The following is a 20,858-nucleotide window of genomic DNA, read 5'->3' on the forward strand; positions in this document are numbered from 1 at the left end:
CAACAGCACATGATTTTAAATTCAAACAACTAAATCAATTATGTTAAAATTCAGCCATATTATGGCAAGATTGACTTTGAAGGAGAATTTTGAAGATGAAACATTTGATGATTGATTACGAAAACATTCATCGCGCCAATGTGAACAACATTCCTGCCGATACCCACATTTGGCTGTTTATTGGTGCAAACCAAATTGCCCCATCAATAGAACAATTTGATTTTCTGTTTCAACATTTTGGCGCAGAACGGGTCAATATCATCAAAGTGTATTGGGCAGCCCCCAATGCCTTGGATTTTTGTTTGAGCTACCATTTGGGCAAAATCATACAAAGCGACAAAGAAGCACAAGTGTGGATTTTATCGCGCGACCAAGGCTTTAACGTTTTGGTTAAACAAGTTTGCATGGAAGAAAAAAACAACAAAGTTGCCACCGCCATCAATTTGGCAGATGCGATTGAAAAAATCAACGCCTTCCACCAACCCCAAAACGCCCCCACCGACACGCCCCCTGTTGCCGAAACCCCCATTCAGGCAGCCGAATCTACCGAAAACCCAACAGAAGAACAAAACAATAAAGTGGTGGTGCATTTGAGCAGCGAACAGTTGAATCGCCAATATATGGCGCGTACCTTTGGGCTGTTGCGCGAAGCCGCCAAAAGCAATTTGCTGACTTTCAAACGCCGCGAGATTTTGGAAACCAATTTGGCGCGTCATTTCAAACAAAAAATTTGGCAAAATGCCCCCGAAATTGTGTGCGAAGACGCTGATTTGCAACAATATATTCATCAAGCCATCAACCGCAGCATTGAGCGCGGCTTTATTGTGGAAAACGAAAATGGCACTTTAACGTATTTGTTTGGCGATGATGATTTTGTGGCACACGCCCAACGCCATTATTTTGCCAATCCCGATGTTTTGCCGAAAAAAACTCATGCGGCTTTATCACAGTTGAAAACCATTGCGAATATGTGGAATTGCGTTCCTTTGGAAGAAACGGCACAAAATTGGTTACAAAAATTCCAAGAAAAACAATTACTTTGGGTGTGTGGTCAAAGCGTGAGCTATGTCAGCGAAAATGAAGCGCGTGATATGGAATTGAAAGCCCGCTTTTTGAGCCGTTTAAACAGCGAAATGGGTGTGAAATTTTCGCCCAACACGCAATCGGCTTTGAAAAAAGGCATACGCGAAAAAGCCGCCGAAGCTTTGGTAAGCCTGTCTGAACAGGAAATTTACAAAATCGTTGCCAATTTAATCAACAGCAAGCGCGTGTTTGTGAATGGCGATGATTTGATGTGGGCAAGCCGCCCCGCACCCTCCAACCATTACAACAATGGCAATGCCCCCAAAAAAAATTTTTACAACAAAAAAAACCAAGACCCCACCCGTGAATCGTGGGAACGGGTGTTGCACATGATGAAATCGCCCAATCGCCCCAGTTCGCTGATTGCTTTGCGGGCGCATTTAATCAACAGTTTGAGCAGCCTGAATCAAACCGAAAGCGACATTGACCGTTGGGTACGCAAATTGGTGGACGAAGGCTATGTGTTCATTGAAGCCGAATCGGGACGTGTGATTTATCGCTAAAATCGCATTTCAGGCAGCCTGCAATTTGTGTACACCCTCCCCCTATGCAAGGGGGAGGGTTGGGGTGGGGGTTAGAAAGCCAATGTACCACCCCCACCCTAACTATCCCCCATGAGCAGGGGACAGATTGCAGGCAGCCTGAAAACCCATTCATCATACAGGGGCGGAGTGTATCCGCCCTTTTTCCATTACCCCACATCAGGAACAATCAAACCATGCAAGACATTTATCCCATCAGCGAAAAACTGGGCGAAACATTAAGCAATTTGTTTGCGCGAGAAGAATTTGCCGCCACATTATTGGGACGCAGTTTCAATCAAACAATCGGTTGGGTGGAATTGGCGGTGGTGGCGGCTTTGAGCATTGTGGCATGGCTGGCAGCCAATTTCATCAACAAAAACAAACTGAATCAAATCCAATATGCGTGGCTGAAACATTTGCTGACGCGAGCGATGTTGCCATTTATGTTGTTGCTGTTTGGCTCGGCAGGTTTGGTGGCGTGGTGGGCGAGCGTGGGGGCGGATGCGGTGTGGTTGCGTTTGCTGGTGTTTGCCGCCAACTGGATGTTGGCAATCCGCCTGATTTTGGGTGGATTGCATTTGCTGCTGCCTGAAAAATGGCGCAGTCGCCGTTGGGAATCGTTGTTGTCATTGATTTTGTGGGTGTTTTTTCTGTTGTGGGTGTCGGGTATTGACGATTTAATCATTGGGGCTTTACGCGGCATTGAATTGAGCATAGGCAAAAGCAAACTCAATATGTGGACTTTGCTCACGGGTTTATTGTGGGTCAGCCTGATGATGGTGGCGATGATGTCGCTGGCGCGTTGGTTGAGCGGCAAACTGATGAACACCGAACGCTTGGACATGAATTTGCGAATTGTGTTATCCAAAATCATGCAGGCAGGTTTGATGGTGTTGTCCATTTTGATTGCGCTGCCTTTGGTGGGCATTGATTTGACGATTTTGTCGGTGTTTGGTGGTGCTTTGGGTGTGGGTTTGGGCTTTGGTTTGCAAAAAATTGCCAGCAATTACGTTTCGGGATTCATCATTTTGGCAGACCGCTCCATTCGCTTGGGCGACCGCTTGACGGTAAACGGTTTTACAGGCTACGTTACTGAAATCACTGCGCGTTTTGTGGTGTTACGCAGCGCGTCAGGCCCCGAAGCCCTGATTCCCAATGAAACTTTTGTAACCAGCACCGTGATTAACGAATCGTACACGGGCAAGGCGTTGTATCAAAGTTTGGACGTGCAGGTGGCATACCACACCGATTTGACCAAAGCCCTTCGCATTTTGCAAGAAGCCGCCGCCGAACAAGAACGGGTTGCTGCCGAACCCAAAGCCCTTTTGACCAATTTTGGCGAAAATGGCATTGATTTGCGCGTGGGATTTTGGGTTAAAGACCCTGAAAATGGCTTTGCTGGCTTAAATTCTGCCATTTTATTGACCATTTGGCAGCGATTTAATGAGGAAAACATTGACTTTCCCTTTCCGCAACGTGAAATTCGCATTTTGCCTGATGAGCAAAATCCCAGCGATTTGGCGTTGCTCAAAGCGCAAATTCACGCCAAGCACAGCCAAAATTTGGGCAAAGAATTTGATGATGATGAAGAAAATTAACCATGTTGCCTGAACAAAAATCCCCCAAACAACCGATTTCTGTGTTGGTGGTGTTGCACGATGCCGACCACAATATCCTGCTGCTGGAACGCGCCGACCGTGCCAATTTTTGGCAATCGGTAACGGGCAGCTTGGAGCAGGGCGAAACGCCTTTTCAGGCAGCCTTGCGCGAGGTGGCAGAGGAAACGGGCTTTGTGTTGCAAAATCATCAATTACACGATTGTGAAACGCAAGTGGTGTACGAAATTTATCCGCATTGGCGACACCGCTATGCAGCAGGCGTTACCCACAACACCGAGCATTGGTTTCGCGCCCAAATCGCCACAGGCAGCGTGCCGAAATTGACTGAACACACGGCATGGCAATGGTTGCCGCGCGTTCAGGCAGCCGAGTTGGTGTTTTCGCCGTCTAATCGGGACGCGATTTTGGCTTTGCCTTGATGAGAAAAGCTGCCTGAAATGCGTTCAGGCAGCTTTTGTGATGTGTGTGTGATGGAATGATTATTTTTGTGTTTCTACCGCTTCCAAAGCGCGTAAGGCGTAGGTGTAAGCCGCGCCTGCGTTCAAAGAAATGGCGGTTGCCAATGCGCCTGCGATTTCGCTTTCGGTTGCGCCTGCTTTAATGGCTTTTTCAGCGTGAACGCTGATGCAGCTTTCGCAACGGGTGGTGATTGCCACGGCAATGGCAATCAATTCGCGGGTTTTTTCGTCCAAGGCTTCGGCAGCAGCAGCTTGCTCCAAAGAGCCGTAGGCTTGCAACATTTTGGGGTGCGCTTTGCCCAATTTCGCAAAAGATTGTTTAACGTGGGCGGTGTGTTCAGTCCAATTTTGAAACATGATTTTGTCCTGTTTATCGGTTAAGTTGAAAAAGGGGATTATTGCGCGTTTTTTAAGGTGTAACCCAAACAAAAGTCGCATTTATTGGCTTAAATTCAGCGAATGTGTTTTCAGGCTGCCTGATTGTGCAAAAAAAGTGATTTTTTTCTTGCAAGCGTACGCATTTTTTCGTTTAATCGCACCTGCCGACCAACGTGTTTGGAACTAGGTATTTTCCGAACGGCACAATCGTGTTGGCGAAACCAAAACACGATTTTCAGGCAGCTTTTCAGTACACGACAAAGCAATCTGCCCTTCCCCCTATGTAAGGGGGAGGGGACAGATGTCAGGCAGTTTAAAGATTTTTATCGTGTACCATTGCCAGCCTGAAAACGTGTTTTTTCGCCCATGTCTTTATATTTTTATCAGAAAGCAATTCATGAATAAAAAAACACTGTTGGTTTCTGCGCTGGCTGCTGCGTTTTTGGCAGCCTGTGGCGGAGGTTCGAAATCCACCAACAACGCTGAGAGTGCAGTATCAGGCAGCAGCGCATCTGCTGCCTCCGCCCCCAGCCCAGCCGCTTCCAAAGATTTGAACATTTATGTTTGGTCAGATTATGTGGACCCCACCACAGTGGCTGATTTTGCCAAACAAAACAACATCAACGTCAAAGAAGCCTATTATGACAGCAATGAAGTGTTGGAAGCCAAAGTCTTAACAGGCAATTCGGGCTACGATTTGGTTGCGCCATCGTTGTCCAATGTGGGTCGCCAAATCAAGGCAGGCGCGTATCAAAAAATTGATAAAAGCCAAATCCCCAATTACAACAACATTGACCCCGAATTGCTCAAATTGATGAGCCAAGTGGACGAAGGCAATCAATATACCGTACCCTATTTTTGGGGCATAAACACCTTGGCAATCAACACCGAAGCGGTCAAAAAAGCCTTGGGCAGCGACACATTGCCTGAAAATCAATGGGATTTGGTGTTCAAGCCTGAAATTGCCGAAAAATTGAAATCGTGCGGCATCAGCTTTTTTGACAGCCCCACCGAGCAAGTGCCTTTGGTGTTGAAATACATCGGCAAAAATCCCAATAGCGAAGACCCAGCCGACATTCAGGCAGCCTTTGATACACTCAAAACCTTGCACCCTTATGTGAAACGTTACAGCTCATCAAGCTACATTGACAATCTGGCAAAAGGCGAATTTTGCGTGTCCATTGGCTACGGTGGCGATTTGAACATTGCCAAACGCCGCGCCAAAGAAGCTGGCGGCAACATCAATATTGACGTTTTAACCCCCAACACAGGCGTGGGCATTTGGATTGATTCGTTCATGATTCCCAAAGACGCGAAAAACGTTGCCAATGCCCACAAATACATCAACCACACACTTGACCCCAAAGTGGCTGCCAAAAATGGCGATTTTGTAACCTACGCGCCAGCCAGCAAAGACGCGCGTGGCTTAATGCAAAAAGAATTTGCCGATAATCAGTCCATTTTCCCAAGCGAACAAGTGCGCGCCAACAGTTTTGTGGTGTTGCCCAAATCGGCTGATACCGTGAAATTGCAAACCAAATTGTGGCAAAACATGAAAGCAGGTAAATAAGCCTTTTTCCGTAAAAAACGCTGTCTGAAAAAACCGTTTCAGGCAGCGTTTTTTGCTTTTTCAGGCAGCCTGAAACCTTGTTTTTATGTTAAAATTGCACGTTTTTTTATGAATTTTCGGAACATCGCCATGAGTGAAATCCACGACCACCAATTTGCCAAAGAAACCATCGCCGTCAGCCTAGAAGACGAAATGAAAAAGTCCTATTTGGACTACGCCATGAGCGTGATTGTGGGACGTGCCTTGCCCGATGTGCGCGATGGACTCAAACCCGTACACCGCCGCGCCCTGTATGCCATGCACGAACTCAAAAACAACTGGAACAGCGCATACAAAAAATCCGCGCGTGTGGTGGGCGATGTCATCGGTAAATACCACCCACATGGCGACAGCGCGGTGTACCAAACCATCGTTCGCATGGCGCAACCCTTTTCCATGCGCTACACGCTGGTGGACGGTCAAGGCAACTTCGGCTCGGTAGATGGCGATGCCGCCGCCGCCATGCGTTACACCGAAATCCGCATGGCAAAAATCGCCCACGAAATGCTTGCCGATATTGAAGAAGACACCGTGGATTTTGGCGACAACTATGACGGCAGCGAACGTGAACCCCTTGTTTTACCAACACGTTTTCCCGCATTATTGGTGAATGGTTCAGAAGGCATTGCCGTGGGCATGGCAACCAGCATTCCGCCCCACAATTTGCGCGACACACTTTCAGGCTGCCTGAAACTGTTGCGCGACCCCGAAACCGACATTAACGAATTGATTGATTTGATTAAAGCACCCGATTTTCCCACAGGCGGCACGATTTTTGGGCTAAATGGCGTACGCGCAGGCTACCACACAGGGCGCGGTCGCGTGGTGATTCGCGCCAAAACCCATTTAGAAATAATCGGTAAGAATGGCGAACGCGAAGCCATCATCGTGGACGAAATCCCCTACCAAGTCAATAAATCCAAACTCGTTGAAAAAATTGGCGAATTGGTGCGCGAAAAACAAATTGAAGGCATTGCTGAATTGCGCGATGAATCCGACAAAGACGGCACACGCATCGTCATTGAACTCAAACGCAACGAAAACGCAGAAGTGGTTTTAAATCAACTGTTTAAACTCACACAACTGCAAGACACATTCAGCATGAACATGGTGGCTTTGGTAGATGGTCAGCCCAGAGTGTTGAATTTAAAACAGATTTTGAGCGAATTTTTGCGCCATCGCCGCGAAGTGGTAACGCGCAGAACCTTGTTTCGCCTGAAAAAAGCGCGCGCGGAAGGACACATCGCGGAAGGCAAAGCGGTTGCCCTGTCCAATATTGACGAAATGATTGTTTTGATTAAACAATCTGCCGATGCGGACGCGGCAAGGGTCGCCTTGTTGAGCCGTGCTTGGCAATCGGGTTTGGTCAGCGAAATGTTGAATCGCAGCGATTTGGATTTGAGCATGGCGCGACCCGAATGGCTGCCTGAAAAATGCGGTTTGCAATCAGATGGTTATTGGTTAAGCGAAGAGCAAGCCCGTGCCATTTTGCGCATGAGTTTGCGGAATTTGACGGGTCTTGACCAAGATGAAATCGTTAAAGAATACAAAGATTTAATGGCGATTATTGTGGATTTGCTGGATATTTTAGCCAAGCCCGAGCGCGTGCGCCAAATCATTGACGATGAACTCACCGCCATGCAAACCCAGTTTGGCGATGAAAGAATGAGTGAAATCAATGTGTTTGGTGGTGGCGACATTGCCGATGAAGACCTGATTCCGCCACGCGAAATGGTGGTTACGCTCACGCATGGCGGCTACATCAAAACCCAGCCGACCAGCGATTATCAGGCGCAAAAACGCGGTGGGCGCGGCAAACAGGCGGCTGCCACCAAAGACGAAGATTTCATTGAAACTTTATTCGTGGCAAACACGCACGATTATTTGATGTGTTTCACGAATTTGGGTAAATGCCATTGGATTAAGGTGTACCGCTTGCCCGAAGGCGGCAGAAATTCGCGCGGTCGTCCGATTAACAATGTGATTCAACTTGATGAAAATGAAAAGGTTTCTGCCATTTTGCCTGTGCGCGATTTCCCAGAAGATGAATATGTGTTCTTTGCGACTGCTTTGGGCATGGTGAAAAAAGTTCAGCTTTCGGCATTCAAAAACGTCAGCAAAATCGGCATTAAAGCCATTGCTTTAAAAGAAGGCGACAGCTTAATTGGCGCAGTGAAAACAAGCGGTTCGGACGACATCATGTTGTTCTCCAATTTGGGCAAGGCGATTCGTTTCAATGAATATTACGCAGGCAATGCTGGCGATGACGATGAAGACGTTTCAGGCAGCCTGAATGATGAAATCTCTGAAAATGAAGACGAGAATTCAGGCGAATTGAATCTGCAAACCAATAAAGGCGTACGCCCAAGCGGACGCGGTTCGGGCGGTATGCGCGGCATGAAATTGCCTGAAAACGGCAAAATTGTCAGCTTGTTGGTGGCGGAATTGGGCAGCGATTTGCAAGTTTTGACCGCCACGCAAAACGGCTACGGCAAACGCACGCCCATTGACGATTATTCGCGCAAAGGCAAGGGCGGTCAGGGCATCATTGCGATTGACACGGGCGAGCGCAATGGCGAATTGGTGGCAGCCACGCTGGTTTCGCCCAATGATGATTTGATGTTGATTACATCGGGCGGCGTGTTGATTCGCACGAAAGTGGCGCAAATTCGTGAAACAGGGCGTGCGGCACAGGGCGTGCGTTTAATCAATTTGGACGAAGGCACGACTTTGGTGAGCTTGGAGCGGATTGCGGAGCAGGAAAACGATGGCTCGGAAAATGAAGAAAATCAAAGTGATGAAGTAAACTAATCCGCACAAAAAGCTGCCTGAAACAGATAAAACGCTGTTTCAGGCAGCTTTTCATATCAGCCAAACAACTTGAATGAATATAGTAATTTTTGTTTTATTTCAGTGGCTTATTTTTTCAGGCAGCCTGAAACTTTTACAAAACTCAATTCGTAGGGGCAGATTTCATATCTGCCCTTTTTTCAATTTATTGATAACGCGATTTCGGGATAAAAGTGATGGATAAATTTAAGTCACTTTGCTCCCTCTCCCTATGGGAGAGGGCTGGGGAGAGGGTATGCTGCTCAACAAGCTCTCTCTCTCCAACGCTTTCCCATAGGGAGAGAGGGCAGGTTTGTTGGCAAATTGACAGTGACTTATCCCGAGTTCATGTTATTGATAAAAATAAAAATTTCTGCAAGTCTAAACAGGGCAGATATGAAATCTGCCCCTACAAACCGAGTTTTGCAAAAGTTTCAGCCTGAAATGTTTTTTGAAACGCCAATCGTTCAGCTTGAATGTATTTGGCTGACTTTTTTAAAAAGTAAGTCGCCGAAGGCAAAAATTTTGCTTTTATCGCCGACTTTCAGGCAGCCTGAAACCCAAAAAATCACCACAAAAATGCTAAAATCGGCAAATGATGTGATGATTTTTGATGGAAAAATGAAACTGAAACTCGGTTCGGCATGGATGATTGTTGCCGCTTTTTTGTTTGCGATTATGGGGATTTTGGTTAAAAACGCGACCGTGCGTTTTCACATGAATGCCTATGAATTGGCGTTTTGGCGGTCGGTGCTGCCTGCAAGTGCGATTGCCATTTCGGTGTTGTCGCGCCGCCAAACGCTCAAAAGCCGCTTGATTTTGGGGCATTTGTGGCGTGGCACGGCTGGCACGGTTTCGCTGTTGTTGGCATTTTACGGTTTGCAATATTTGCCTTTGGCAACTTCGGTTACGTTGAGCTACACATCTGCCATTTTCATGGCATTGCTGTCGCTGATTTGGCTGAAAGAGCCGCCATCTGCCAAAACGTGGTTGGCTTTGCTGCTGGGTTTGGTGGGGGTGGCGTTGATGTTGCGCCCCAGTTTTCAGGCGAATTTGTGGTGGGAAACGCTGTTGAATTTGGGCGCGGGTTTGTTTGCGGCATTTGCGCTGTTGCAGGTGCGCGAATTGTCGCAGGCTGGCGAACCTGCTTGGCGGATTGTGTTTTATTTTTCGGCGGTGGCAACGGTGGGTTCGGCAATCATGGCTACGGCAGCAGGTTGGCATACGCTCACTTGGCAGAGTTTGCCGCATTTGCTGGGCGTGGGGGCAGCAGGCTTGTTGGCGCAACTGGCAATGACGCAAGCCTATTCGGAAGGGCGAAGTAAATTCACGGTGGCGGCTTTGTCGTATTTGACGATTGTGTTTTCGGCAATTTATGGTATGGCGTTTTTGGGTGAACCGATTGATTTTTGGGAGATTGTGGGCATCATCACGATTATTGTGGCTGGGATTTTGTGTGCGCTGCCTGAAAGTCGCGCCTGACTTTTTGAAAAAGTAAGCCAAACAATTTGAATGAAAACGGTAACTTTTATTGTATTTCAGTGGTTGATGTTTTCAGGCAGCCTGAAACCTTTGCAAAACTCAATTCGTAGGGGCAGATTTCATATCTGCCCTTTTTTCAATTTATTGATAACGCGATTTCGGGATAAAAGTGATTAATCAATTTAAGTCACTTTGCTCCCTCTCCCTGTGGGAGAGGGCTGGGGAGAGGGTATGCTGCTCAACAAGCCCTCTCTCCAACTCTCTCCCATAGGGAGAGAGGGCAGGTTTGTTGGCAAATTGACAGTGACTTATCCCGAGTTCATGTTATTGATAAAAATAAAAATTTCTGCAATTCTAAACAGGGCAGATATGAAATCTGCCCCTACAAACCGAGTTTTGCAAAAGTTTCAGCCTGAAATGTTTTTTGAAACGCCAATCGTTCAGCTTGAATGTATTTGGCTTATTTCAAAAATTTTCATTTATTTTTTATTCCGAGTGTGTGTTATTCCCATAAATCGCCCAATATCAACGCAGGCAGCATGACCAATCCACCCGCCACATCTGCCATCAAAGCCAAAGGCGTGAGCAAAATGTTTCGCGCCAGTTTATTGGATTGAATTTGGGTATGTTGTTGTTCTATTTGTAATTGTACGGCAATTTTGCTGCGAGACTGGGGCGGATTTTGCCCGTGCAATGACGACAATGGCGCGTGCAGGCTGCCCACAATCGCAAAACATTTGCGATAAAGATTGGGATTGATTTGTTGTTGAAATTGCATTTGGCGCAAGATGTGGTTTTCTTGGGCTTGCTGCTGGGGATTTTTGGCGTTTTGAATGGCGTAATCCAAACAAAATTGGCTGCTGAATTGTTGATTTTCATGCACCACAATCGGCAGCGTGTCCGATTTGCTGCCTGTGTAGGGTACGGTAATTTGGTAAGCGGCTGGCAGTTGCGCTTGCAGCACGCGCTGTAAATCTTGCGATACATCATCGCGCACGGCATACCAATGCCGCTCGCCCATCATCAGCAAATGCCCTGCGGCGGTGCGCCCAAAGGCGTGAATTTGGTCGTGTGCCAAAGTGTGTGTGATGTGGGTGTCTATGGCGCGGTCGGCATCGTACACGCCGCCGTTCCACACCACCGATGTGCAGGCTGCCTGAAATGCCACCGCACACATCAACATCATTTGCAATAAATGGCGCATATTAAAACGCTTCGCCCACTTGCACGCCATTTGCCAAATCTTTGGGCGTGGACAGGCGCACACACAAGGCTTGGGCTGCCTGAAATTCGGCGGTTTGCATCATGGCTGCGGCTACATCGCGCGTGATGGTGCAAGCCATATTTTGCCAACGTTTTGCCAAATGCGTGTTGTCAGGCTGGCTGAAATTGTGGCGCAATTCGTCCACCAAATCGGGGCGGTTGCACACCAACACAATATCGCAACCTGCGGCAAAGGCGGCGGCGGCGCGTTCGCGTATGCCACCTGCGCTGCCTGCGCCTTCCATGGTCAAATCATCGGAAAAAATCACGCCATCAAATCCCAATTCATCGCGCAAAATGTCTTGCAACCAAATCTGCGAAAACCCAGCAGGCAAATCATCAACTTGACGGTACACCACATGAGCGGGCATAACCGCTGCCATGCCCTGTTGTGCCAACGCGGCAAAGGGCAAAATATCATCTTGTTTTAATTGATTTAATGGGCGATGGTCTTCGGGTAAAACGTGGTGGCTGTCGCCTGTGGCAAAGCCGTGTCCGGGGAAATGTTTGCCACACGATTTCATGCCGCCGCGATTCAAACCGCGTTGCAATGCCAATGCCAATGCCACCACCGTTTCAGGCTGCCTGTGAAAACTGCGGTTGCCAATCACATCGGATTGCGCCCAATCCAAATCCAGCACGGGCGCAAACGACAAATCCACCCCACAGGCTGCCAATTCGGTTGCCAGTACCCAGCCGATTTGTTCGGCGGCGGTTTGGGCGACCTCTGCGCCATGCTCGTCCCACATTTCGCCCAGCACGCGCATGGCTGGCAAGCGGGTAAAACCATCAATAAAACGCTGTACGCGACCGCCTTCGTGGTCCACCGCGATGATGAGTTCGGGATTGCGTAACGATTTGATGTCGCTGCACAATTTTTTCAGTTGCGCCACGTTTTGAAAATTGCGGCGAAACAAAATCACGCCACCAATGTTGGGGTCAAGCAAACGCTGTTTGTCGTCTGCCGACAATTCGTAGGCGGCAACGTCTGCCATAATCGCACCGCGCGGTAAATTTTGTGGAAACATGGTTTTCCTATCTTGATTGTGTGGTCAAAAAGCGTTTCAGGCAGCCTGAAACGCCAAAAAACGCGATTTTATACCCTATCACAAAATACAATCAAATACAGTCGCAGAATTGAAAAAGCATTATAGCGTTTACTACTCGTACACGGTGGGCGTTGTCGCCTTGTACGGCATTTTCACTTCTGCGACCACAGACAATGGCACATTCAAAATCATTTGACAACACCGCCCATTCACAATAAAATGCGCTCTTTCAAGTGGCAATGTAGCTCAGCTGGTTAGAGCGCACGACTCATAATCGTGAGGTCGGGAGTTCAAGTCTCCCCATCGCCACCACAAATTCAAAACCAACCGATGATTCGGTTGGTTTTTTTTTGCTTGGGGAACAGGATTTTAGGCTGAAACCTTTGCAAAACTCGGTTTGTAGGGGCAGATTTCATATCTGCCCCGTTTAGGTTCGCAGAAATTTTCATTCTTATCAATAAATTGAAAAAAGGGCGGATATGAAATCCGCCCCTACGTCAGTTTAAAAGTAGGTTTTGCAAAGGTTTCAGGCTGCCTGAAAAGATTAAGCCAGTGCTTTTTCAGGCAGCCTGAACACCACATCACGCCAACAAATTCTTGATTTTCGCCACAATCTCGCTCAAAGCCACGTTTTCGGATACCCCATCGCGGCGGTGGGCGTATTCCACATTGCCTTCTTTTAAGGCGCGGTCGCCTACGGCAATGCGATGCGGAATGCCCAACAATTCGCTGTCGTTGAGCAGCACACCTGCGCGTTCATCGCGGTCGTCCAGCAACACGTCCACGCCAGCAGCCAGTAAATCGGCATAAATTTGGTCGGCGGCGTTTTTCACGTCATCGGATTTTTTGTAGTTCATCGGCACAATCACAACGGTAAAGGGCGACATGGCTTCTGTCCAAATAATCCCTTTTTCATCATGGTTTTGTTCAATCGCTGCCGCCACCACGCGCGTGATGCCTATGCCGTAGCAGCCCATTTCCATGATTTGTGCTTTGCCGTTGTTGTCCAAAAAGGTGGCGTTCATGGCTTTGGCGTATTTGTCGCGCAACTGGAAAACGTGTCCCACTTCAATGCCACGCGCCAATTTCAGGCTGCCTGAACCGCAAGGGCTGGGGTCGCCCTCAATCACATTGCGCAAATCCACAAATTCGGGTTCGGCAGCATCGCGCCCAAAATGGAAACCTGTGTGGTGGAAGTCGTCTTCGTTGGCACCGATGACCCAATCTGTGCCTTTTTCGGTGGCGAAGTCGGCATACACTTTCCCTTTAAAACCAACGGGCCCGAGCGAACCGCCATTGGCACCAAATTGTGCCAAAATCTGTTCAGGCTGCGCCATGGTTAAAGGCGATTTCACGCCTGCCAATTTTTCGGCTTTGATTTCGTTCAATTCATGGTCGCCACGCAACAAGAGCAACACAAGTTCGCCCTCGTTTTCGCTTTCCACCACGATGGATTTTAAGGTGCTTTCAACAGGAATGTTTAAAAATTCAACCAGTTGCTGTATGGTTTTCACATTGGGCGTATGCACTTTGGTTAAGGTTTGCGTGGGTTCGGCGCGGCTGCCTGAAAGCGGCAAGGTTTGCGCCAATTCCACGTTTGCCGCGTAGTCGGAGCTGTCGCTGTATGCAATCACGTCTTCGCCGCTTTCAGCCAGCACTTGAAATTCGTGCGAGCCTGTGCCGCCTATGCTGCCCGTGTCGGCAGCAACGGGACGGTATTTCAAACCCAAACGATTGAAAACACGGCAATATGCGTCATACATCGCTTGATAAGTTTGTGTCAAAGAGGCAAAATCGGCATGGAAGGAGTAAGCGTCTTTCATCACAAATTCGCGTGCGCGCATCACGCCAAAACGGGGGCGGATTTCATCGCGGAATTTGGTGTTGATGTGGTAGAAATTTTTGGGCAACTGTTTGTATGAATTGATTTCTTTGCGAACAATATCGGTAATCAATTCTTCGCAAGTGGGGCTGAAACAGAAATCGGCATCTTTGCGGTCTTTGATGCGCAACAATTCTTTGCCGTAAAATTCCCAGCGACCGCTTTCTTGCCACAATTCGGCTGGCTGAATCACGGGCATGAGCAATTCCACGCTGCCTGCGCGGTTCATTTCTTCGCGGACGATGTTTTCCACTTTGCGTAAAACGCGCAAGCCCATGGGCATCCAAGTATACAAGCCCGAGGCGTTGGCTTTGATTAAACCTGCGCGGAGCATGAGTTTGTGGCTGGGCAAGCTGGCTTCGGCTGGCGCGTCTTTGAGCGTGGAGATGAAAAATTGGCTGGCTTTCATGATGTTGAACTTTGTGAAAATAAGGAAAACGCGATTATAACGATTTTCAGGCTGCCTGAAATGGGAAATCGCATTTTATAGGGTGCATACCACGCACCGAAATTCAGGCTGCCTGAAATGAAATGGTGGTTGGGTACGCAGCCTACGCGGACTGGCACATTTGAAAGTTTATTCTGAGTTCATGTTGGTATTAAGAATGAATAAAACAGCCATTTGGTTTTTGACTAAATGACTGTTTTAATTGTTTAATTATTTCTTATTGATTAAATTATCCACATTGTAATCGGTTTTAAGTAAATCTGTAACTTCAACGTTGAGTGCATCGGCAATTTTTCCCATTATATCAATGGAAACAGCCCTTGTTCCGCTTTCAATACCGCTCATGTATACACGGCTAATTCCAGCTTCAAGAGCCAACGCTTCTTGTGAAATGTCTTTTAAACGCCTAATCAAACGCACATTGTTGCAAAAAGTTAGACGTATCGGGTGAATAAGGTTATCTTGATTTTTCATAATGTTAATTATCTTAACGGAATGAAATGCATAAACAATAAATTTAAGTTTTCAATTTGATAATTATGGTTTACATTTTTTAATTTAAAAGATAAAATGACGTTTTCATCATTTAGGGAAATTTCATCATGTCAGAAATTATAGCTAACCAAAACTAAAATCACTACAATATTAAATTTATCATGGCTTACTCCCAAGACTTACGTAAACAAATCCTAAAAAGCGTTGCAAGCGGTATGACGATACGTCAAGCCTCCGCATTTTATGGCATCAGTACACATACCATTAACCAATGGAAACGAAATGGGATTGAAAGAAAAAAACGTCAATTCAAACCATTAAAAGTTAATCATGAAGCATTATTAAAAGATGTTGAAAACTACCCTGATGCCTTCCAATACGAACGTGCCAAGCGTTTGGGTGTTACCGCAAGTGCAATTTGTTACGCACTCAAACAGCTCAAAATTTCAGTTAAAAAAAGACGAGCCAACACCCAAAACAAGAACCAGAGCAGCGAAATCAGTACCATTTAAAATTGCGTTTTTACAAAAAAATGGGCTATCAAATGGTTTATATTGATGAAAGTGGTTTTGCACACAAAAGGCTATGCCCTGATTGGGCGGCGTTGTTATGCGACTTACGATTGGCAAATACGTAAACAAACCAATGCAATAGGTGCATTGTTAAATGGGCGTTTGTTTACAGTTGCTTTGTTTCATCATACGATTAATCGTGCGGTTTTTATTCAATGGCTAAAAGAAGATTTAATACCAAAATTGAATAAAAAGAGTGTGTTGATTATGGATAATGCTCGCTTTCATGTCGGTAAAAAGAGATTCGTCAATTGGTGGCACAAAGTGGGCATAAGCTGCTGTATTTACCTGCATACAGTCCTGATTTGAATCCTATTGAACAATACTGGGCTTATGCCAAAAATACGCGGCGCAAATACATGATTTCTGATATTGAAATTTTATTTGACCGATATTTGTAGTGATTTTATTTTTATTTAGCTATATTTGGCTTACTTTTTTTAAAAGTAATTCGCCGAAGGCAAAACCCATTTTTTGTAGGGTAGAAAAAGGCAGCCTGAAAGGTTTTGCAAAGGTTTCAATCTTCTGCTCAAAATCCATTTGGGGAAATGGCTTGGATTCAGATAGAATGCGCGGCTGCCTGAAAAATATCATGAGAAAAACAATGTTGGATTTGTTGAGTGCGCCAACCGTGGCGTTGAGCGTATCGGAATTGAACGAAATTGCCACCACTTTGCTGGACGGACAACTGTCGGGTTTGTGGATAGCTGGCGAAGTGGGCAATTTGACCCGCGCCAGCAGTGGACATCACTATTTTGTGCTGAAAGATGCACACGCGCAAATTCGTTGTGCCATGTTCAAGCACGTTGTTGCGCGTTTGCCCACGCCCCTGCGCGAGGGGGCGCAAATTGAAATACGCGGCAAAGTGGGCATTTATGCCGCGCGTGGCGAATTTCAAATTGCAGTGCAAGAAGTGCGTCAAATTGGCGCAGGGGTGTTGCACATTCAGTTTGAGCAACTGAAAAATCGCTTGCAAAACGAAGGTTTATTTCAAATCGAACGCAAAAAAAGCCTGCCTGAAATGCCACAAAAAATCGGTATTGTTACCAGTTTGGCGGCGGCGGCTTTGCGCGATGTGGTCAGCACCCTGCGCCGCCGTGCGCCACATTTGACTTTGTGCGTTTACCCCACGGCAGTGCAAGGTGCAGGCAGCAGCCAACAAATCGCCCAAGCCATTGAAATGGCAAATGTTCGCCGTGAAGTTGATGTGCTAATCGTGTGTCGTGGCGGTGGCAGTTTGGAAGATTTGTGGGCATTTAATGAAGAAAGCACCGTTCGCGCGATTTCAGGCAGCCAAATTCCCATCGTGTGTGGCGTGGGGCATGAAACCGACTTCACATTAAGCGATATGGCTGCCGATGTTCGCGCCCCCACACCCACGGCGGCGGCGGAATTGGTCAGCCCCAGCCGCGAGCAATATGTGCAAATTTTGCGGCAACAGCATTTGATTTTACAAAAAAACGTGCAACAACTTTATCAACGGCACAGCCAAACCCTTGATGATTTGGCGCAACAGTTGCAACGCCACCACCCCAAACAACACCATATGGCACAACGCCAAGCCCTCAACGATTACCAACAGCGTTTGCAACACGCCATGCAGCACCATATCCAGCAACAATGGCAACGTTTGCACCACCACACCGCGCATTTGGAAGCGGTGTCGCCCTTGTCGGTGTTGCGGCGCGGCTTTGCGGTGGCAAGCGACAGCAAAGGCAAAGTGGTGCGCCAAGCCCACAGCTTAAAAACAGGACAAAAATTGACCCTGCGTTTTGCCGATGACACCTGCCAAGTACAAGTTTTGCCACAGCAACAGCAGGATTTGTTTGATTAAAAGTTTTGCTTTTGGCGACTTAACTTTTTTAAAAAATAAGATAAACTTATTAATATTCAATAATTTGAAATTCAAAAACATTTTCAGGCTACCTGAAATATTTTTTTGAAAAGAAACCATTGAACATTTGTTTATTTGGCTTACTTTTTTAAAAAGTAAGTCGCCAAAGGCACAACCGATTTTTAGGGTAATGTCAGGCAGCCTGAAATGCCGTCCTATTTTTGCGACAAATAAATGGGATTGGTAATTTTATCTTGTTGTTCTTCAATCCAATTTTCGCACAATTTCATCAATTCGCGTTCATCGCCTGCGGTGTGGGAAATGGGCTTGCCTATCACAACGGTAATGGTGCCTGCGCGTTTCAAAAACGCATTTTTCGCCCAAAATTCGCCGCTATTGAGCGCAACAGGCACCAAATCCATCTCAAACATTTTCGCCATTTTCGCTGCGCCAATTTTGTATTTGCCGCGTTCGCCCACAGGCATTCGTGTTCCTTCGGGGAAAATGGTAATCCAAAAGCCTTCTTTTTACGCGCCAAGCCTTGTTGCAGTAATTGGGCGGTGGCTTGTGCGCCTGCTTTGCGGTCTATGCCTATGGTTTTGGCGATTTTCAAGCCCCAACCAAAAAAGGGAATCAAAAACAATTCTTTTTTTGCCACATACACTTGCAAGGGGAAAATTTCTTGCAAAGCCAATGTTTCCCAACCGCTTTGGTGTTTGGAACAGATAATGGCAGGATTTTGGGGGATGTTTTCCGCGCCATGCACTTCGTATTTTAAGCCAACGATGTTTTTCAGCGACCACAACAGCAATCTTGCCCATGCGCGTCCCACTTTGTTTGCGCCCTGTGGTATGAAAACGGCTGGCAGCACACACACAAACATGATGATGGCACTGACCAACAATATCAGCCAATGAATGAGGTTTTTGATGATTAACATTCTTCGTCTTCTTGAATGAGAAATTGGGAAAATGCCAATAAGCTGTCAAAGATTAAGGTGTTTTCAGGCAGCTTATCGCGTTCTTTGGCAAGGGTTTTTTCGCCTTTGCCTGTGCGTACCAACACGGGTTTGCCGCCCACATTGGCAATGGCTTGCAAATCGCGCAAACTGTCGCCCACCAACCATGTGTTTTCGGCATTGGCTTGAAATCGCTCTAAAATATCCACAATCATGCCCGATTGGGGTTTGCGGCAATCGCATTTGTGTTCTGCCAAATGGGGGCAAAACCAAATGCCACTGATTTCGCCACCTGCTTGTTGCACCAATTTGTGCATTTTGCTGTGCATTTCGTTGAGCGTTTGCACGGTAAAAAATTGGCGACCTATGCCCGATTGGTTGGTTGCCACCGCCAGCGTGTAGCCTGCTTGGGTGAGAAAGGCGATTGCGTCCATGCTGCCTTCTATGGCTTGCCATTCGTCTGGCGATTTGACAAAATCATCGCGGTCGTGGTTTATCACGCCATCGCGGTCTAAAATGATGAGTTTCATGGTTTTTTATGCTAAGCTGTGTTGCCATTGTTCAAATGCTGCCTGAAAGGTTTGATTCAGGCGTTGTTGGTTTTCGGCGTTGTCTTCGGTGCGATAAAATTCGCTTTCGTCTTTTAAATTCAATGTGTTGAAATAGTCGTTGAGAAAATGTCCGTAGCCTTCATCGTCATCGTGATAATAAAATTGGGTAAAGCGTTTGCCCAAATCGTTGAAACAGGTTTCGTCTATGCCGCCACCCAGTTGATTTAACACGAAAATGCTGCCTGAAATCAAACCGCCTTGCAATAAATCAAATTGGGGCAATTTTGCCGCCGCTTCGCTGTGCAGATTTTGCGATACCGCCCATGCAAAATAAAAACCCATGTGGTGTGTGGCGTGATGCGCGGGCAAATCGGCGGGATAATCCGCGTCCAAATGAAAAGTGATGTGGTCGTAGTGCATGGTTGGGCTCGTTGTGCGTCAAAAATGGGGCAATTATACCATTCGCGGCGCAGCAAGCTGCCTGAAACAAGATTTTTTTATCCGCATTATTGCAATTTTTGTGTAAATTGACTATTTTCGCGCTGTGGCTTTTTTGTAAAGGAAAATGAATGACGCGCAATTTGAATTTATCACGCCGCCAATTCGCATTGGGAACGGGCGCACTGTTGCTGGCACCGCACATTCAGGCAGGCGCACAACGCGAAGAAACCCTGTCGGACGACATCGCCTCGGTCATGCGAGGTTCGGTGGACAATGCCAGCCCACCCCGTTTGGTGTTTGAACACGCCATTGATGGGCAGCGTTGGCTCAATGAAATGTCGGCGCGTTTGGTGCAATTTATGCCCGACAGCGAGTTGGCACGCCGCCGTTTGCTGATTATGGTGCAATACGAATCGCGCCGTGCCGATTTGGACACGCAGTTGATTTTGGGTCTCATTCAAGTGGAAAGCCGTTTTCGCCAATATGCCGTGAGCGGCGTGGGCGCAAAAGGCTTAATGCAAGTCATGCCCTTTTGGCAAAAATACATCGGACACGCCGACCACAATTTGTTTGATATTCGCACCAATTTGCGCTATGGCTGCACCATTTTGCGCCACTACAACAATATGGAAAACGGCAATATGCACAATGCCTTGGCACGTTACAACGGCAGCTTGGGGCGCGACAAATACCCCAACGCGGTGTTTGGCGCATTTCAGAGTAATTGGCAATGGCAAGGCTGATAAAGCCTTTTCAGGCAGCCTGAACGCAATAAAATGCCGATAAAATCCCACTTTAATCCAAAAATTGCTTTAAATCAGGTTAAATTGTGATAAGATAAATTTGTCTTATCCCAACCATAAAAAGGAACAACCATGACCACCCTCACTTTGGATAAAACCGATTTAAAAATTTTGCAAGCCTTGCAAGAAAACGGACGTTTGAGCAATGTGGAATTGTCGGAGCGTGTGGCATTGTCGCCATCGCCCTGTTTGCGCCGTTTGAAGCAGTTGGAAGAATCGGGCATTATTATGCGTTATGCGGCATTGCTTTCGCCGCAAGCGGTGGGTTTGGATTTACAGGTGTTCATCAGCGTTGCCATCAACAAAGCCCCCAATGCGCGTGAAGAATTTGCCCATGCCGTTGGTAATTGGTCGCCCGTGCTGGCGTGCTATGCGCTGACGGGCGAAACCGATTATTTGTTGCACGCCTTTTTTACCGATATGCAGCATTTTACCCATTTTGTGTTAGATGAATTGCTCTCACACGAATGTGTGCGCGATGCCAAATCCAGCTTTGTGATGAAATCGGTGAAAAACACCACTTCTTTGCCCGTATCGCATTTGGCGTGATGTGGAGAATGTGATTTTCAGGCTGCCTGAA

The 20,858-nt window shown here is 47.0% G+C and carries 20 protein-coding genes, 1 tRNA gene and 1 pseudogene; 13 read left to right on the top strand and 9 right to left on the bottom strand.

Translation table 11 applies throughout. The features are described 5' to 3' along the window. Positions 1-95 precede the first annotated feature (95 nt). The 3 genes from H3L97_RS04890 to nudB all read left to right on the top strand — a co-directional run bounded on the left by H3L97_RS04890 (position 96) and on the right by nudB (position 3,645). Positions 96-1,586 carry a PIN domain-containing protein gene (locus H3L97_RS04890; RefSeq protein WP_097114947.1) on the top strand — a complete coding sequence of 497 codons (1,491 nt, stop codon included), beginning with the start codon at positions 96-98 and terminating at the stop codon, positions 1,584-1,586. Between the two features lie 215 nt (positions 1,587-1,801). Beyond that, positions 1,802-3,205, top strand: a complete 1,404-nt coding sequence (locus H3L97_RS04895; RefSeq protein ID WP_097114948.1) for a mechanosensitive ion channel family protein — start codon at positions 1,802-1,804, stop codon at positions 3,203-3,205. Positions 3,206-3,207: 2 nt separating this feature from the next. Then, positions 3,208-3,645 (top strand): dihydroneopterin triphosphate diphosphatase, encoded by a 438-nt coding sequence (gene nudB / locus H3L97_RS04900; protein ID WP_179655887.1) that lies wholly within the window; start codon positions 3,208-3,210, stop codon positions 3,643-3,645. Between the two features lie 60 nt (positions 3,646-3,705). Here nudB and H3L97_RS04905 read toward each other — a convergent pair whose 3' ends face one another. Then, positions 3,706-4,041 (bottom strand): carboxymuconolactone decarboxylase family protein, encoded by a 336-nt coding sequence (locus H3L97_RS04905; protein WP_097114949.1) that lies wholly within the window; start codon positions 4,039-4,041, stop codon positions 3,706-3,708. Positions 4,042-4,459: 418 nt separating this feature from the next. On the opposite strand from H3L97_RS04905, the gene H3L97_RS04910 reads away from it, so the two are divergent. The 3 genes from H3L97_RS04910 (at position 4,460) to H3L97_RS04920 (ending at position 9,982) form a co-directional block, all read left to right on the top strand. Then, positions 4,460-5,632 (top strand): polyamine ABC transporter substrate-binding protein, encoded by a 1,173-nt coding sequence (locus H3L97_RS04910; protein ID WP_097114951.1) that lies wholly within the window; start codon positions 4,460-4,462, stop codon positions 5,630-5,632. Positions 5,633-5,761: 129 nt separating this feature from the next. Continuing rightward, on the top strand, positions 5,762-8,482 hold the full coding sequence (gyrA, locus tag H3L97_RS04915) for a DNA gyrase subunit A (RefSeq protein ID WP_097114952.1): 2,721 nt from the start codon (positions 5,762-5,764) through the stop codon (positions 8,480-8,482). A gap of 543 nt (positions 8,483-9,025) precedes the next feature. Continuing rightward, entirely contained in the window at positions 9,026-9,982 is a 957-nt protein-coding gene (locus tag H3L97_RS04920) for a DMT family transporter (protein ID WP_179655889.1), read from the top strand. Positions 9,983-10,484: 502 nt separating this feature from the next. Here the strand turns inward: H3L97_RS04920 and H3L97_RS04925 are convergent. Next, complete coding sequence (locus H3L97_RS04925) at positions 10,485-11,216, bottom strand: hypothetical protein (RefSeq protein ID WP_143269225.1); 732 nt, start codon at positions 11,214-11,216, stop codon at positions 10,485-10,487. Next, positions 11,188-12,273, bottom strand: a complete 1,086-nt coding sequence (nagZ, locus tag H3L97_RS04930; protein WP_097115294.1) for a beta-N-acetylhexosaminidase — start codon at positions 12,271-12,273, stop codon at positions 11,188-11,190. Before nagZ ends, H3L97_RS04925 begins: the two co-directional genes overlap by 29 nt. A 256-nt stretch (positions 12,274-12,529) precedes the next feature. On the opposite strand from nagZ, the gene H3L97_RS04935 reads away from it, so the two are divergent. Next, positions 12,530-12,606, top strand: a tRNA-Met gene (locus tag H3L97_RS04935). 269 nt (positions 12,607-12,875) lie between these two features. Here H3L97_RS04935 and H3L97_RS04940 read toward each other — a convergent pair. The 3 genes from H3L97_RS04940 to H3L97_RS04950 form a co-directional block, all read right to left on the bottom strand. Continuing rightward, on the bottom strand, positions 12,876-14,585 hold the full coding sequence (locus tag H3L97_RS04940) for a proline--tRNA ligase (protein ID WP_097115296.1): 1,710 nt from the start codon (positions 14,583-14,585) through the stop codon (positions 12,876-12,878). Further along, the gene (locus H3L97_RS04945) at positions 14,582-14,743 is read right to left on the bottom strand and encodes a hypothetical protein (protein WP_179655919.1); all 162 of its coding nucleotides are present in this window, start codon (positions 14,741-14,743) and stop codon (positions 14,582-14,584) included. The genes H3L97_RS04940 and H3L97_RS04945 overlap by 4 nt, the downstream gene beginning before the upstream one ends. Before the next feature lie 91 nt (positions 14,744-14,834). Further along, complete coding sequence (locus tag H3L97_RS04950; RefSeq protein ID WP_097115298.1) at positions 14,835-15,098, bottom strand: helix-turn-helix domain-containing protein; 264 nt, start codon at positions 15,096-15,098, stop codon at positions 14,835-14,837. A gap of 182 nt (positions 15,099-15,280) precedes the next feature. On the opposite strand from H3L97_RS04950, the gene H3L97_RS04955 reads away from it, so the two are divergent. The 4 genes from H3L97_RS04955 to xseA all read left to right on the top strand — a co-directional run bounded on the left by H3L97_RS04955 (position 15,281) and on the right by xseA (position 17,525). Beyond that, positions 15,281-15,631, top strand: coding sequence for an IS630 transposase-related protein (locus H3L97_RS04955; RefSeq protein WP_182073064.1), 351 nt, complete (start codon positions 15,281-15,283; stop codon positions 15,629-15,631). Positions 15,632-15,676: 45 nt separating this feature from the next. Next, the gene (locus tag H3L97_RS04960) at positions 15,677-16,000 is read left to right on the top strand and encodes a transposase (protein WP_182073098.1); all 324 of its coding nucleotides are present in this window, start codon (positions 15,677-15,679) and stop codon (positions 15,998-16,000) included. Next, positions 15,946-16,092: a transposase gene (locus H3L97_RS12180; protein ID WP_371271256.1), complete on the top strand. Its 147-nt coding sequence runs from the start codon at positions 15,946-15,948 to the stop codon at positions 16,090-16,092. The genes H3L97_RS04960 and H3L97_RS12180 overlap by 55 nt, the downstream gene beginning before the upstream one ends. Positions 16,093-16,295: 203 nt before the next feature. After that, positions 16,296-17,525 (top strand): exodeoxyribonuclease VII large subunit, encoded by a 1,230-nt coding sequence (gene xseA, locus H3L97_RS04970; RefSeq protein WP_425321630.1) that lies wholly within the window; start codon positions 16,296-16,298, stop codon positions 17,523-17,525. A gap of 215 nt (positions 17,526-17,740) precedes the next feature. Here xseA and H3L97_RS04975 read toward each other — a convergent pair. The 3 genes and pseudogenes from H3L97_RS04975 to H3L97_RS04985 form a co-directional block, all read right to left on the bottom strand. After that, positions 17,741-18,465, bottom strand: a pseudogene (locus H3L97_RS04975) (lysophospholipid acyltransferase family protein). Continuing rightward, positions 18,459-19,013, bottom strand: a complete 555-nt coding sequence (gene gmhB, locus H3L97_RS04980) for a D-glycero-beta-D-manno-heptose 1,7-bisphosphate 7-phosphatase (RefSeq protein ID WP_097115156.1) — start codon at positions 19,011-19,013, stop codon at positions 18,459-18,461. The pseudogene H3L97_RS04975 and the gene gmhB overlap by 7 nt, the downstream one beginning before the upstream one ends. A 6-nt stretch (positions 19,014-19,019) precedes the next feature. After that, positions 19,020-19,454 carry a DUF7832 domain-containing protein gene (locus H3L97_RS04985; RefSeq protein ID WP_097115157.1) on the bottom strand — a complete coding sequence of 145 codons (435 nt, stop codon included), beginning with the start codon at positions 19,452-19,454 and terminating at the stop codon, positions 19,020-19,022. A gap of 149 nt (positions 19,455-19,603) precedes the next feature. Here H3L97_RS04985 and H3L97_RS04990 point away from each other — a divergent pair, with 149 nt between their 5' ends. Both H3L97_RS04990 and H3L97_RS04995 read left to right on the top strand, forming a co-directional pair. After that, complete coding sequence (locus H3L97_RS04990; protein ID WP_097115158.1) at positions 19,604-20,218, top strand: lytic transglycosylase domain-containing protein; 615 nt, start codon at positions 19,604-19,606, stop codon at positions 20,216-20,218. A 132-nt stretch (positions 20,219-20,350) separates the two neighbouring features. Then, positions 20,351-20,827, top strand: coding sequence for an Lrp/AsnC family transcriptional regulator (locus H3L97_RS04995; protein WP_097115159.1), 477 nt, complete (start codon positions 20,351-20,353; stop codon positions 20,825-20,827). Positions 20,828-20,858: the final 31 nt, after the last annotated feature.

This window comes from Alysiella filiformis, from assembly GCF_014054525.1.
Taxonomy (GTDB): Bacteria; Pseudomonadota; Gammaproteobacteria; order Burkholderiales; family Neisseriaceae; genus Simonsiella; species Simonsiella filiformis.

Bases quoted from the DNA above. Each gene is read 5' to 3' on its own strand.
- nagZ (WP_097115294.1), bottom strand. From the start codon at position 12,273: ATGTTTCCACAAAATTTACCGCGCGGTGCGATTATGGCAGACGTTGCC.
- H3L97_RS04905 (WP_097114949.1), bottom strand. From the start codon at position 4,041: ATGTTTCAAAATTGGACTGAACACACCGCCCACGTTAAACAATCTTTT.
- gyrA (WP_097114952.1), top strand. From the start codon at position 5,762: ATGAGTGAAATCCACGACCACCAATTTGCCAAAGAAACCATCGCCGTC.
- H3L97_RS04990 (WP_097115158.1), top strand. From the start codon at position 19,604: ATGACGCGCAATTTGAATTTATCACGCCGCCAATTCGCATTGGGAACG.
- gmhB (WP_097115156.1), bottom strand. From the start codon at position 19,013: ATGAAACTCATCATTTTAGACCGCGATGGCGTGATAAACCACGACCGC.
- H3L97_RS04985 (WP_097115157.1), bottom strand. From the start codon at position 19,454: ATGCACTACGACCACATCACTTTTCATTTGGACGCGGATTATCCCGCC.
- H3L97_RS04895 (WP_097114948.1), top strand. From the start codon at position 1,802: ATGCAAGACATTTATCCCATCAGCGAAAAACTGGGCGAAACATTAAGC.
- H3L97_RS04955 (WP_182073064.1), top strand. From the start codon at position 15,281: ATGGCTTACTCCCAAGACTTACGTAAACAAATCCTAAAAAGCGTTGCA.
- H3L97_RS04890 (WP_097114947.1), top strand. From the start codon at position 96: ATGAAACATTTGATGATTGATTACGAAAACATTCATCGCGCCAATGTG.
- nudB (WP_179655887.1), top strand. From the start codon at position 3,208: ATGTTGCCTGAACAAAAATCCCCCAAACAACCGATTTCTGTGTTGGTG.
- H3L97_RS04910 (WP_097114951.1), top strand. From the start codon at position 4,460: ATGAATAAAAAAACACTGTTGGTTTCTGCGCTGGCTGCTGCGTTTTTG.
- H3L97_RS04925 (WP_143269225.1), bottom strand. From the start codon at position 11,216: ATGGCGTGCAAGTGGGCGAAGCGTTTTAATATGCGCCATTTATTGCAA.
- H3L97_RS04940 (WP_097115296.1), bottom strand. From the start codon at position 14,585: ATGAAAGCCAGCCAATTTTTCATCTCCACGCTCAAAGACGCGCCAGCC.
- xseA (WP_425321630.1), top strand. From the start codon at position 16,296: ATGTTGGATTTGTTGAGTGCGCCAACCGTGGCGTTGAGCGTATCGGAA.
- H3L97_RS04950 (WP_097115298.1), bottom strand. From the start codon at position 15,098: ATGAAAAATCAAGATAACCTTATTCACCCGATACGTCTAACTTTTTGC.
- H3L97_RS04995 (WP_097115159.1), top strand. From the start codon at position 20,351: ATGACCACCCTCACTTTGGATAAAACCGATTTAAAAATTTTGCAAGCC.
- H3L97_RS04960 (WP_182073098.1), top strand. From the start codon at position 15,677: ATGAAAGTGGTTTTGCACACAAAAGGCTATGCCCTGATTGGGCGGCGT.